The sequence below is a fragment of the Actinoallomurus bryophytorum genome, assembly GCF_006716425.1.
GTDB classification, from domain to species: domain Bacteria; phylum Actinomycetota; class Actinomycetes; order Streptosporangiales; family Streptosporangiaceae; genus Actinoallomurus; species Actinoallomurus bryophytorum.
This window is the reverse complement of record NZ_VFOZ01000001.1, coordinates 5081052-5094167: the sequence shown is the minus strand read 5'-3', so window position 1 is coordinate 5094167 and position 13116 is coordinate 5081052. Positions and strand designations below refer to the sequence as shown.

Here is a 13116-nt window from a genome sequence, read left to right as displayed (position 1 = left end):
TGCGGATACCGACCAGTCGGTATGGCTTCTTGCAGGCCGAACACGTCCGTCGGGGGACCGTGCTGACTTCGAGGTGATGCGTCATGGCACCTGCCGCGCTGGAACTCTCCGGCGTGCGGGTCCGGTTCGACGGTCTGGTCGCCCTGGATGACGTCTCGCTCGAGGTCCCCCAGGACCACGTCGTCGGCGTCATCGGCCCGAACGGCGCCGGCAAGACGACGCTGTTCAACGTCGTCTGCGGCTTCGTACGACCCGAGGACGGTGAGCTGCGGCGGAACGGCACCCGAATGCACCGGCACCGGGCCCATGACCTGGCCGGTCTGGGCATCGGCCGTACGCTCCAGGGGCTCGGCCTCTTCCCCGGCCTGACCGTTGCCGAGAACGTCATGGTCGGCGCGTCCTCCCGCGCGAAGGCCGGGTTCCTCTCCTCGTTGTTCGCCCTGCCACGCGCCGACCGGGACGAGGCCGCGCTGCGGGAGCGGGCGCTCGAGAAGCTGGCCGAGGTGGGCGCACCGGACGACATCGCCGACCGGCGGCCCGACGAGCTTCCGTACGGGACACAGAAACGGGTCGCCCTGGCCCGCGCGCTCGCCTGCGACCCGGAGCTGGTCCTGCTCGACGAACCCGCGGCGGGTCTGTCCGTCGAGGAGATCCATGAGCTCGGCGGGCTCATCCGGCGCCTGCGGCGGTCCGTCGTCCTCGTCGAACACCACATGGACCTGGTGATGGAGATCTGCGACGAGGTGGTCGTGCTGGACTTCGGCAAGGTCATCGCCCGCGGTACACCGGCCGAGATCCGCGACGATCCGGCGGTGATCGACGCCTATCTGGGCGAGGAGGTCGCCGCCGAGGCGAACCGCGAACCGGGCGCCGTCCCCGAGCCGAACCCCCTGAGCGAATGAGTGAGATGGACGCGACGGCGAACATGCTCGAGGTGGAGGACCTCACCGTGGCGTACGGTGCGGTCCGCGCACTCAGCGGGGTGTCGCTCTCCGTGCCGCGGGGAAGCGTCACGGCGGTCCTCGGTGCCAACGGAGCGGGCAAGACCACCTTTCTCCGTACTCTCAGCGGATTGCTGCGCCCCCGCTCGGGGCGGGTCGTCCTGGACGGCCGCGACATCGCGCGTACCCCGGTGGAGGACATCGTCCGCGCGGGCCTGGCCCACGTCCCCGAAGGCCGCGGGGTCATCGTCGAGCTCACGGTCGAGGAGAACCTCCGGCTCGGCGGCCTCATCCGGCGGACGGCGGCACGGAGCGCCGACGACGGTCCGCGGTGGTCGCTGGAGAACGTGTACGAGCTGTTCCCACCGCTGCGGGAACGGGCCCGGCGCCAGGCCACGACGCTGTCCGGCGGGGAGCGCCAGATGCTGGCCATCGGACGCGCATTGATGAGCAACCCCCGCCTGCTGCTGCTCGACGAACCCTCGCTCGGCCTGGCGCCACGGCTCGTCGCCCAGATCATGGCCGTGCTGCGCCGCATGCGGGACGAGCGGGGCCTGACCGTACTGCTGGTCGAGCAGAACGCGCGGAGCGCCCTGTCCATCGCAGACCGCGCCATCGTCCTCAACCTCGGCACGATCGCCATCGACAAAGACGCCCGGCTGCTCGCCGGCGACGATCAGCTACGCCACGCCTACCTGGGGTTCTGAGATGCTGCGCTTCGTCAACCTGACCCTGGCCGGAATCACGGACGGCATGGTGTTCGCCGCGGTGGCGCTCGCGCTCGTGCTGATCTGGCGTGCCACCCGGATCGTCAACTTCGCCCAGGGCGGCATGCTGATGTTCACCACGTTCCTCGCCTGGACCGTCGTGCAGCACGGAGGGTCGTACTGGCTGGCCCTCGCCGCCGCCCTCGCCTCGGGCCTGGTGCTCGGCGCCGTGGTCGAGCGGTTGCTGATCCGGCGCGTCGAGGGCGGGCCTCCGCTCAACGCGGTGATCACCACGCTGGGGTTGCTGATCCTGCTGCAGGCCGCCGCGGGCATGATCTGGGGCGGCACCCCGCACTCGTACCCCCCGGCGTTCACCATCAGGGGGTTCACCCGCGATCTCCTGCTCTCCCCCTCCGACCTGTTCGTCGTCGGCGCCGTCGCGGTCGTCGCCATCGCCCTGCTGCTCCTGTTCCGCCGTACCGACGTCGGCCTGAAGATGCGGGCGGCGGCGTTCGCGCCCGAGGTCGCGCGGCTCCTCGGCGTACGCGTCGGGCGGATGCTGACGCTGGGATGGGCGCTGGCCGCACTGGTCGGCTCGCTGGCCGGCGTGCTCATCGCGCCGTCGGTGTTCGTCGGGCCGAACCAGTTCGACTCCGTGCTGGTCTTCGGCTTCACCGCCGCCGTCATCGGCGGCCTGGACAGCCCGGCGGGTGCCATCGCCGGCGGCGTCATCCTGGGCTGCGCGCTCAGCTACGTGTCGGGCTACGTCAGCTCCGACATCGTCACCCTCGGCGCCTTCGCGGCGCTGATCACCATACTCATGATCCGACCGGCCGGCCTGTTCGCGGGCAGGGCCGGGCGGCGGGTCTGAGAGGAGCGTCGTGCAGGAGCGTGCCGTAATGGGCAGACCTCTCCCGGCCGTGCTGCGGCCCACACTCGTCCGCCACGCGGCGCTGGCCGTGCTCGCCGCGCTCGCGCTGTACGTGCTGACGAACGTGCTGGGGGCGTACCGCGACCTGCAGATGGCCCAGGCGGCCTACTTCGCCTGCGCCGCCGTCGGGCTCACGGTGCTGACCGGCCTGAGCGGGCAGATCTCGCTCGGCCAGGGCGCGTTCATGGCGATCGGCGCGTACACGACGGCGCTGCTGATCAATGGCTGGCACTGGCCGCTCGCCGCGGCGTTGTTCGCCTCCGCGCTCGTGTCGGCCGCGGCCGGCCTGTTCGTCGGGGCCGCGGCGGCCCGGCTCCGCGGTCCCTACCTGGCGGGCGCGACGCTCGCGCTCGCGGTGGGCCTGCCGGAGCTGGCGTCCTACGGCCCGCTCACCAAGCACCTCGGCGCGCAGAACGGCATGTCCATCTCGCCCGCGCCGCCACCGCTCAGCCTGGGCGAGACGTTCCCCCTCGAACGCTGGCAGGCGTGGATCGCCTGCGGTGCCACCGTCATCACGATGTTCCTGCTGGCCAACCTCACCCGCAGCCGCTTCGGGCGTACGTTCCGCGCCGTACGCGACGACGAGATCGCCGCGTCCCTCGCCGGAATCCATGTCGCGCGCACGCAGGTGCTCGCCTTCGTCGTGGCCGCCGCCTGCGGCGGGCTCGGCGGCGGGCTGCTCGCGTTCGTCACCACACTGGCGGCGCCCGGGGCGTTCACCATCACCCTGTCGCTCCAGCTCGTCAGCGCGATCATCCTCGGCGGGCTGGGCAGCCTGGCGGGCGCGATCTGGGGCTCACTGATCCTCGTGCTGGTGCCGTCCTGGGCCAGCGACGTCGCGCAGTCGGCACACCTGTCGCACAACGTCGAGTCCAACCTGCCACTCGCGATCTATGGACTCGTCCTCGTCGTCGTCATGCTCGCCTTCCCCGCAGGCGTGCAAGGGGGACTGCGAGCCCTTTTCGGACCGATTCTGGCCCACGCTAGGAGAAGCCAATGATCAAACGCATGATCGCCGGTCTGGCCGCGATGACCCTTGTGGTCGCGGGGTGCGGTTCCGGTGGCAACGACACCGGAGGCGACAAGAACAAGGCCTCCGCCCCGGGCATCACGGCCACCACGGTGACGATCGGCAGCCACCAGCCGCTGACCGGGCCGGCCGCCCCCGGGTACAGCGAGATCTCCCCCGCGTCGAAGGCCTACTTCGACTACGTCAACGCCAACGGCGGGATCAACGGCCGAAAGATCGTCTACAAGTACGTCGACGATGTCTACAACCCCACCACGACCGTGGACGTCGTGCACCGGCTGGTGCTGCAGGACAAGGTGTTCGCGATCTTCAACGGCCTCGGCACCCCGACGCACACGAAGGTCGTGGACTACCTCAACGCCCAGCGCGTACCCGACCTGTTCGTGGCCTCCGGCTGCGGATGCTGGGACCAGGCCGCCAAGCACCCGTACACCTTCGGCTGGCAGACCGACTACATCCGCGAGGGGAAGATCCTCGGGCAGTACATCAAGCAGAACTTCGCCGGGAAGAAGGTCGCCTACTTCTACCAGAACGACGACTTCGGCCAGGACGGCGTCAAGGGCCTGGACATGTACATCCCGAAGGACCAGGTCGTCAAGCGCGAGTCGTACCAGCCGACCAACACCGACGTGAGCCCGCAGGCCCAGGCGATCGCCTCGTCCAAGGCCGACGTCGTGGTGCTGTTCAGCATTCCGGCGTTCACGGCGCTGTTCCGGCTGGCGTCGCTGAAGCTGGGCTTCAAGCCGCAGCTTGCCGTCAGCAACGTCGGCTCGGACCCCACCACGCTCAGCGGGCTGCTGGAGAGCTTCGCCAAGAAGGGCGGGGCCAAGGTCGAGGGCAACCCACTGATCCAGGGGATCATCACCGACTCGTACGCGTCGCCCGCGGGCGACACGGCGAACAGCTGGACCCAGCTGTTCAAGAAGATCCACGCCACCTACATCCCGAAACTGCCCTTCGACGGCAACGTCACGTACGGGATGTCGGCGGCGTACACGTTCGTCCAGGCGTTGAAGGCGGCCGGCCGCAACCCCACCCGTAAGTCCCTGGTCGACGCCGTCGAGAAGGGCGGGTTCACCGGTGCCGGCCTGGTGCCGTTCGCGTTCTCGAAGGACTCACACGCCGGCTACGCGGGCGCCCAGATCGGCAAGATCTCCGGCAACACCATCGTGTTGAGCGGCACACCGCTGACCACCGACGACGGCACGGGCGCGATCCAGCCGTACACGACGCCCCAGCCGCAGGCCCCGGCCAACGGCATCCCCGCCGGCTGACCGTCCGCACCGCCGGGCCACTGCCGGCGGGATCCACGTGAAACGGCCGCCTCGTCATCGCTGATGGCGAGGCGGCCGTTTCAACGAAGGCCCGCGAGCACGGTGAAAGCCATTGAGCGTCGCCACCGGGATCCGTAGTCTCGTTGATCGTCCGCATTCGACGCCGGCTCACCGCCCTCCGGGAGACACCACCATGGGCATGACCGCCTCTGACATGATCACCTCGGTACCGAGCGTCTACGGAGCCACGACCTCGGCGAGAGCCGCCGTCCTCGCGGCGGGCGCCGCCCCCTTCGCGATGAGCGCCGCCATCCTCTACCCGCTCACGATTCTGGTCGCGGTACCACTGGCCGCGGCCGTGTCGGATCCCGCGCAGATGTGGCACGCCGGGGAAAGGTACGGCGACGTCGCCACGCTCATTCGGACGGCGAGTTCGGAGATGACGAGGGCCGTGGCCCGGCATGCCGGCGCCGACAACTGGAGCGAGCGAGGCAAGGACGCGTTCGTCGCGACCAGAGTCACGCCCTACCAGAACAACCTCGAGCAGGCCGCCGCGATGTACGACGACATCCAGCACACGCTCAAAGGATGTGCGGTCGCGTACGTGGGGGCGGGCCTGTCGTCGGCGGTCATCGGAGCGACCGCTCTCAGCTTCGTGTCGGGCGTGGTCGCCCTCGCGGCCGTCCCCGGTGCGAACGGGGCCGCCGCCGTCGCGGCCAACGGCGGACTGGCCCAGGCGATGAAGTTCGCCAGAGCCCTGGCGACCGGCCTGAGCAAGGTCAACGGTTTCGCCGAAGCGAATCTCAGCCGCCTCCTCGCACGGTTCAAGGTCCTAGTCCCCGTCGCGGGCGTGGCCAGTATGACCGGGGAGATCAACTACTTAATGGGTGACGCCGACCACGCTTTCGAAGGCACCCAGACGACCCTGAGCTGGCCCAGGCAGCTCCCGGCCGGTGCCACCATGCCGGCCGGCTACCGTGCGGCCGGCGCGGCCGACAAAGACGCGATCAAGAAGATCAGGCCCGAGTCGATCAGAGCGCTGGGCAAGGATCTGGACGCCGGTGCCGCGGAGACGCTGGGCAAGGCGTACGAGCAGGCGCGCGGCAACGACGTCGGCTACCCGGGCTTCGGCGTCGTCGGCCTCCACCTCGCCCACTCTCACAGCGTGCTGCGTGACCACGCCGCGCAGCAGCTCGCGGCGTCCCGTGACACCCCGGGGACCTGGCTGCCCGGCCTGCGGACCCACGCCGACAACTGGATCTTCGCCGAGCAGGCGAACGTGAAGGCCACCAAGCACGCCGGCAGGTGAGCACTTGTGAGCACTTCGCGGCGGACATCCCCGGCCGGTCAGTGCTCCGTGCGGGTGATGGCGGTCTCCACGCCGGCGACGCGGTCGGCGAGCAGGCCCAGGGCGCCGATCGCGCGGCTCATCGGGTCGTCCTCGTCGCCGCCCAGGGCCTGCGAGCGCAGGAACGCCGTCTTAACCTCCGCCCACCGCGCGCTCTGTTCCGCGGTCAGCGTGCCTCGCAGCTCGGCCAGTTTGAGCAGGTTGGCCTCGGCACCGGCGGCGAGGGTCTGCGCCTCCCCCAGGTAGTGGTCGTCGATGACGGCCTCGAGCTCGGCCTCGTTCATCACCGGCACGATCCGTTCGGCGAGCTTGTTCATGTTCCGGTACGACCCCTGCAGCTGGAACGGCGGCTCGGTCCGCGACGCGTCGCTGCGCGCCGCCGAGGCGATGTAGGCCTGGTTGCAGGCCAGCACCACCTGCTGCACCCGCAGCAGCCGGCGCAGCACGGCCAGGATCTGCTGCAGCTCGGTCGCCGAGTACGGGTGGGTGAGCCGGTCGGCGGTGACCGTCGTGTCGCCCCGCGCCAGGCGTACGAGGAGCTCGACGTCGGCGCGGTCCCGGGTGGACAGCGGCGCGAGCACCGGGTTGGAGGTCAGCGCGTTCTCCACGTAGCTGAGCGCGAACAGCTCCTCGCGGCCGGACAGCACGTCGCCGAGGTTCCACACGTCGGCACGGTTGGCGAGCATGTCCGGGATGCGGAACCGCTGCCCCGACTCGGTGAACGGGTTGCCCGCCATGCACACCGCGAACCGCTTACCGCGCAGGTCGTACGTGCGGGTGCGGTCCTGCCAGACGCCCTCCATCCGGCGCTGCGCGTCGCACAGCGAGATGAACCGTTGCAGCAGCTCGGGTGAGGTGTGCTGGATGTCGTCCAGATAGAGCAGCACGTTGTTGCCCATCTCCAGCGCGAAGGAGATCTTCTCGACCTCCTGGCGCGCGGTGGCGTTCGGCGCCTCCGCCGGGTCGAGCGAGGTGACCGACTGGCCGAGCGCGGGGCCGTTGACCTTGACGAACATCAGGCCGAGCCGCCCGGCGACGTACTCCATCAACGTGGTCTTGCCGTACCCGGGCGGCGAGATGAGCAGCAGCAGGCCCATCTGGTCGGTGCGCTTGGCGTCTCCGGTCGCGCCGAGCTGCTTGGCCAGGTTGTCGCCGATGAGCGGCAGGTACACCTCGTCCAGCAGCGCGTTGCGGACGAACCCGCTCATCACCTTGGGCCGGTACTCCGTCAGCCGCAGCCGTGAGCGTTCGGCGGCGATCAGTTCGCCACGCCGCCTCTGGTACGCGCGGTACGCGGGCACCCGCTCGGCGCGGAACCGGTGGGTACGCGTCAGCACCTCGTCGAGCCGCAGCGTCAGCCGCCGCCCGGTGACGCGCGGGTGCGTGCCCAGCAATCCCTCCACGGTCGCGGTCAGCTCGGCGGAGGACTCATAGCGCGGCAGTGACCCGCACAGCTCGATCGCCACCGCCTCGGCCAGGTCGTCGGCGGGGGCGTTCCCGGCCTTCAGGTACGAGCTCAGCCAGGCCTCGACCAGCTGGTGGCGGGCGGCCAGGTCGTCGCCGAGCTCGCGCAGATCCTCGCCGAACCCCTCGGAGCCGCCGAGCGCCCGGCGGAAACCGTCCAGCACCGACCGCGCCCCCGCTCCGGTGACGAATCCTCCCCGGGAGGCGGCCAGCTCCTCGAACAGGTACTCACCGGCCAGATCCTGCCCGCCGGGCAGCCCGCGGCCGGCGGCGAAGGACGTGACGGCGCCGGTCAGCTCGGCGCGCAGCTCGCCGACGGCGGCCGCGTCGCCGAACGCGTCACGCGCCCGTGCGAGGGACCGGGCCCGCGCGGTCCAGGACGTACGGGCGGGCTCGGTGGTGCCGTGCGCCCAGAACAGCTGCGCGGCGGCGCGTGCGCCCGGCGGGTAGCGCAGCAGGCCGGCCCCGGTGTGGAGCCACAGCAGCGCGTCGAGGATGAGTACGGCGTCGCGGTCGTGGACGCCGCGCTCGTAGCCCTCGTCGTAGCGGGCCTCGGCCACCCGGCGTACCTCGGTGAGCAAGCCGCCCTCCTCGGCCGCCGCACGGCGGAGCACCTCCAGCGAGGCTCCGGCGAGCAGGTCGGCGGCCAGGTGCTCGGCGCGGTACACCTCGGGCGTCTCGGAGACCAGCAGCTGGTCCCAGTACGGCCGGGTCGCCTCGAACGCCGGATCGCGCACCGGCAGCCGGTAGTCCGTCCCGGTCACCGCGTACGCCATCGTGTCCTCGTACGGCACCAGCGTCAGGTCGACGGGCTGGGAGTTGACCGCGAACCGGTGCCGGCCGAGGCGGATGGTCTGCCCGTCGCCGTCGTACAGGTCGACGCGGTCCCGCAGGACCCGGCCGGCGTCCTGGCGCGCGGCCTTGAGCCGCCCGTCGAGCTCCTCGGCGCGCACCGGGTCGCCGAGGGCCCGCAGCTGGTCCGCGACGCCGCGGACCTTGGCCACCATCGGGTCCGCGGCGAAGTAGGTGTTGATGTCATCCAGGGAGTCCAGCTCGCCGACCCGCCGCCGCACGCCGGTCAGGATGCGCTCGGCGGACTCGGCCAGCCGGTCGGCGCGGCGTACCTGTTCGTCGAGCAGCGCCTGCTTGCGCGCGGAGAACGCCTCGTAGACCTCCTCGCGCTTGCCGGCCAGCTCGGTGACGAAGTCGTCGAACTCGGCGAACCGCGAATCGAGGTTCTCCAGCTGGAGCATCATGCGGCCGAGCTGGTCGTCGCAGTGCTCGGGGGTGCCGGCCATCGCGAGCGCGGCGGTGACGGCCTGGCCGAGCAGCGCGAACTCGGCCGCGAAGGCGGCGCGGCCCTCGACGTCGAGGAGCTCGCGGCGGCGGGCGGTCAGGCTCGCCTGCGCCTGGTTGATCTCGGCGAGCACCTCCCCGATCCGTTCCAGGATCGAGGTGCGCACCACGGCGTCGGCGATGTCGAGCGAGCCGACGACCTCGATCAGCGTCTCCAGGCCGTGGGTCTGCTCGGCCAGCCGTTCGCGTACGGGCCCGGCCTCGGCGACCGTCGCGATCGCCTCGGCCTCGGCGACGAGCCGGCCGATCTCCTCGTGGTAGCCGGCGAAGGCGTCCGCGCCCTGAAGGAAGGCGATCGCGCGCCCGCCGGTCGACTTCAGCTCGTCGGTGAGCTGCCCGGCCAGCTCGTCGATCCTGGCGGTGTCCGCGTACCGCATCTCGCGCAGCGTCACCAGCCGGCCCTGCGACCGGCGCAGCTCGGCGAGGCGGGTCACCCACGCGTCGGCGGCCGACGGCGAGTCGCTCCTGGTCCGCCGGATCAGACCGATGATCTGCTCGGCCGCCTCGCCGAGCGCGCCGGCCGCCTGTGCGGTCAGCCGCTGGACGTTCTCGAACTCCTCCAGCACCTGCCCGGCGGCGGTGCGCACCCCGTCGAGCGGCTCGCGCAGCCCCTGCTCCTCGACCCAGAAGTAGTGGTCGAACGCCCGGTCGCAGGCGGCGAGCAGCGCCTCGAAGACAGCCGCGGACGGCTCCGTCTCGGCCACCGAACGGGCGATCGACAAGCAGTCGGAGATGCCGCGTACGAGGTCGGCGTTGCCGATGCGCTCCAGCGGCCCGGCGCCGACCGGCTGCGCCGCCGCGTAGGCGTCGGACAGAAACGGCGTCTGCCACACCTGCATCTGGTGCACCCGCGTGGGCTCGTTCCCGTTGGCGCGGAACACGACCATCGTGCCGTCGTCGTACAACGAGTAGCCGTGGCAGGTGATCGGGGTGGCGACCTCCTTGCGGATCACGTTGTACGGCAGCAGGAGATACCGGCCGGCCTCGCGGGCGTGGAAGACGTACAGCACGTCCTCGCCGTTGGTGGACCGGACGAACCGCTCGTACTCCAGCCGGTCCGTTTCGGTGTCGAAGGTCTTGACCGCCCCGGTGACCAGGTAATAGCCGCCGGGGAAGATGATCCCGTGGTCCTCGGGCAGCCGGCGGCACGCCTGCCCGATGCCGTCCAGGCGTACGACGTCCTTCGTGCGGGTGTTGAAGACCAGGTACCGCCAGGCCTCCTCCTTGTACGGCCGGATGCGCAGCAGGATCAGCGCGCCGACCCGGGCATGGTGCACCTCCGCGTCGGCGAGGCTCTGCAGCGGCTCGTCCACCGGCTCGCGGTAGATGCCCTCGCCGGTCTCGGTGTTGTTCTCCACCTTGACGGTCAGGTCGCCGCCGACGGTCTCGACGAACACCTCGTCCTCGATGGAGATGTGCGGATGCCGGCCGAGCACGTGGTCGTCGCGGGTCGTCTCGGTCCACGTGAAGTCGTGCGAGGGCGGGAAGACGTGGTCCGGCTCGCCGAGGTTGTCGTGGTAGACGACGGTGCCGTCGGAGCCGACCTTCCAACGGAGCACCCGGGTGTCGTGCTCGGCCTCCAGCCCGGTCTGGAAGACGGCCAGGAGCTTGCCGTCCAGGTGCCGCAGCTGCAGCAGCCGGCTGTCGCGGTAGTAGCGGTACAGCTCGCCGAAGTCGCGTTCGAACTGCGGGTCGCGCAGGAGGCCGGACTCCGCGGTCTCGAACCGGAACTCCTCCCCGTCCCGTACGAACCGGTGCAGCGCGAACACGTCGTCCACCGACGTCTCCGGCTTGAGCCCGATGAACACGTTGTAGCCGAACAGCAGCAGGTCGCCGACGGCCGCGATGTCGCGCGGCACGCAGTTGTGCTCGGTACGGATCCGCTCGGCGCCGACGAGCCGCAGCTCGGTGCCGCCGAAGATCTCCAGGCGGCGGGCGTTCAGCGCCTCGGCCCGGCGGATCAGCTCCTTGGCCTGCTCGCCCAGGCGGGCGCGGAGCACCTCGAAGGTGCCCGCGTCCAGCCTCGGCTCTTCGTTTTTCTCGCTCACTGGTCGATGACGGCGACGGACGAGACGGCCGCGTCGGCGACGCCGAGGCGTTCGGCGTGGTCGAGTAGTTCCTGTGCCTTGGCGCCGTCGGCGCCGCCGCCCCTGATGCGCTGCATGAGGAGGGCTGACAGGGTCAGGTTCTTCACGTCGTCGGTGCTGACCGAGCCGAGCAGCCGGGTGAGGTCATCGGGGAAGCTTCGGTCGCCGTTCAGCCATGGCTTGGCGAGGCTGCGCGCGACGTCGGAGTGCTCGACGAACCCGTCCATGCCCTTGCCGACGCTGATCGCGCCGACGACCTTGTCGAAGAACATGGTGTCCCCGCCGACGATGTCGATGTCGGCCTGCTCCAGGGCGGTCGCCAGCACTGTCGCCTGTTCTTTGGCGACGTCTCCCTGGACCTCGATGCCGGCCAGCCGGATCTCCTTCTCGGCCTCCAGCCGCAGCCGGTACTCCTCGTGTCCCCGGGTGGCGTCGTCCATCGCGGCCATGCCGGCGGCCTTGTCGGTCAGGCCCTCCGCCTCGGCCTTCATCTTCTCGCGGATCCCGTCGGCCGCGGCGAGGGCCTTCTGCCGGTCCACGGTCGCCTCCGCGCGGCCGACCTTCTCGATGGCCTCGGCGTCCCGCTCGCGCACCTGGACGTCGGCCAGGCCCGCCGCGGCGGTCTCGGCCTGGATGCCCTCGGCCAGCCGGATCTTGGCACGGGCGTCTAGCTCGGCGGTCTGCTGCCGTGCCTCGGCCATCAGGAGCACCTCGCGGGCCCTGAACTTCGCGGCCTCCTCGGCGGCCTCGGCGGCCTTGATGTCCTTGACCAGGCCCTCCTGCGCCTCGGCCTCGGCCTGGATGATGACGGCCTGGCGCGTACGCTCGGCCTCCTCGACGACGCGGAGCTTCTTGATGTTCTCTTCCTGCTCGGCGACCGTCTTCTCCACCGCGATGCGTTCGCGGATGACGTCGGCGATCTCTCGCTTCTCGCCTTCGACCTCTTTGTCCTTGGCGATACGGGACAGCTCGGTCTCCCGCTCCCGCGCGATGACCTCGAGCATCCGGTCCTTCTCGATGCGCTCGGTCTCGACCGCGATGACGCGCTCGTGGTTCTTCTCCGCGACGGCGATCTCCCGGTCGCGGTTCTCCTTCTGGATGCCGAGCTGCTCGTCGGTACGGAGGTGCGCGCTCTGGGAGGTCAGCCGCTCCTCGGCCTGCACCTTGGCGATCTCGGCCTCCTCGCGGGCCCGGATGGTCTCGATCTCACGCTTCTTCTTGACCTCGGCCTCGGCCTGCCGCCGCTCCAGCTCCAGGATGGCCTCACGCGCGTCCACGTTCTGGCGCGTGATCTCCTTCTCCTCTGTGCGCTGGAACTCATTGGTACGCACGTGCTCGATCGCGGTCAGCTCGGTGATCTTGCGGATGCCCTGCGCGTCGAGGATGTTCGTGGGGTTGAGGCTCTGCAGCGGCGTCTGCTCGAGGTGGTCGATGGCCGCGTCCTCGAGGTGGTAGCCGTTCAGGTCGGTGCCGATGATCTGCACGATCTGGTCGCGGAACTCATGCCGGTGCGTGTACAGGTCCACGAAGTCCATCTGCTTGCCGACGGTCTTCAGCGCCTCGGAGAACTTCGCGGCGAACAGCGTCTGGAGCGTGTCCTCGTGGCTCGCCCGCTGCGTGCCGATGGCCTGGGCCACGGCGATGACGTCTTCCAGGGTCTTGTTGACCCGGACGAAGAAGGTGATCCGGATATCGGCACGGATGTTGTCGCGGCAGATCAGACCCTCGTGGCCGGCCCGCTCGATCTCGATCGTCTTGACCGAGATGTCCATCACCTCGGCCTTGTGCAGGATGGGCAGCACGATCGCGCCGGTGAACGTGACGTGCACCTTCTTGATTTTGGAGACGATCAGCACTCGTCCCTGCTCCACCTTGCGGAACAGCCGGAGCAGCACGATGACACCGGCGAGGACGAGCAGAATGGCGGCGAGCAGCACGCCGAGCCCGATGAACAGCGAATCCATCAGTGGTCCTTCTT

The 13116-nt window shown here is 70.3% G+C and carries 8 protein-coding genes; 6 read left to right on the top strand and 2 right to left on the bottom strand.

What is annotated here, in order from left to right:
* The first annotated feature begins 83 nt into the window (after positions 1-83).
* The 6 genes from FB559_RS23975 (at position 84) to FB559_RS23950 (ending at position 6192) form a co-directional block, all read left to right on the top strand.
* On the top strand, positions 84-902 hold the full coding sequence (locus FB559_RS23975; RefSeq protein WP_141957845.1) for an ABC transporter ATP-binding protein: 819 nt from the start codon (positions 84-86) through the stop codon (positions 900-902).
* Positions 899-1648, top strand: coding sequence for an ABC transporter ATP-binding protein (locus FB559_RS23970; protein ID WP_246121985.1), 750 nt, complete (start codon positions 899-901; stop codon positions 1646-1648). The genes FB559_RS23975 and FB559_RS23970 overlap by 4 nt, the downstream gene beginning before the upstream one ends.
* Before the next feature lies 1 nt (position 1649).
* The gene (locus tag FB559_RS23965) at positions 1650-2519 is read left to right on the top strand and encodes a branched-chain amino acid ABC transporter permease (RefSeq protein ID WP_141957843.1); all 870 of its coding nucleotides are present in this window, start codon (positions 1650-1652) and stop codon (positions 2517-2519) included.
* 28 nt (positions 2520-2547) lie between these two features.
* Entirely contained in the window at positions 2548-3579 is a 1032-nt protein-coding gene (locus tag FB559_RS23960; protein WP_141957841.1) for a branched-chain amino acid ABC transporter permease, read from the top strand.
* On the top strand, positions 3576-4883 hold the full coding sequence (locus tag FB559_RS23955; protein ID WP_141957839.1) for an ABC transporter substrate-binding protein: 1308 nt from the start codon (positions 3576-3578) through the stop codon (positions 4881-4883). Before FB559_RS23960 ends, FB559_RS23955 begins: the two co-directional genes overlap by 4 nt.
* Positions 4884-5082: 199 nt before the next feature.
* Positions 5083-6192, top strand: a complete 1110-nt coding sequence (locus FB559_RS23950; RefSeq protein ID WP_141957837.1) for a hypothetical protein — start codon at positions 5083-5085, stop codon at positions 6190-6192.
* 38 nt (positions 6193-6230) lie between these two features.
* On the opposite strand, the gene FB559_RS23945 is transcribed toward FB559_RS23950, so the two are convergent.
* Together FB559_RS23945 and FB559_RS23940 are read right to left on the bottom strand one after the other, a co-directional pair.
* Entirely contained in the window at positions 6231-11099 is a 4869-nt protein-coding gene (locus tag FB559_RS23945) for a DNA repair ATPase (RefSeq protein ID WP_141957835.1), read from the bottom strand.
* Positions 11096-13102, bottom strand: a complete 2007-nt coding sequence (locus tag FB559_RS23940; protein ID WP_141957833.1) for an SPFH domain-containing protein — start codon at positions 13100-13102, stop codon at positions 11096-11098. The genes FB559_RS23945 and FB559_RS23940 overlap by 4 nt, the downstream gene beginning before the upstream one ends.
* Positions 13103-13116: the final 14 nt, after the last annotated feature.

Excerpts from the sequence above, each read along its gene's own strand:
- FB559_RS23975 (WP_141957845.1), top strand. The coding sequence starts at position 84 with ATGGCACCTGCCGCGCTGGAACTCTCCGGCGTGCGGGTCCGGTTCGAC.
- FB559_RS23970 (WP_246121985.1), top strand. The coding sequence starts at position 899 with ATGAGTGAGATGGACGCGACGGCGAACATGCTCGAGGTGGAGGACCTC.
- FB559_RS23965 (WP_141957843.1), top strand. The coding sequence starts at position 1,650 with ATGCTGCGCTTCGTCAACCTGACCCTGGCCGGAATCACGGACGGCATG.
- FB559_RS23960 (WP_141957841.1), top strand. The coding sequence starts at position 2,548 with ATGGGCAGACCTCTCCCGGCCGTGCTGCGGCCCACACTCGTCCGCCAC.
- FB559_RS23955 (WP_141957839.1), top strand. The coding sequence starts at position 3,576 with ATGATCAAACGCATGATCGCCGGTCTGGCCGCGATGACCCTTGTGGTC.
- FB559_RS23950 (WP_141957837.1), top strand. The coding sequence starts at position 5,083 with ATGACCGCCTCTGACATGATCACCTCGGTACCGAGCGTCTACGGAGCC.
- FB559_RS23940 (WP_141957833.1), bottom strand. The coding sequence starts at position 13,102 with ATGGATTCGCTGTTCATCGGGCTCGGCGTGCTGCTCGCCGCCATTCTG.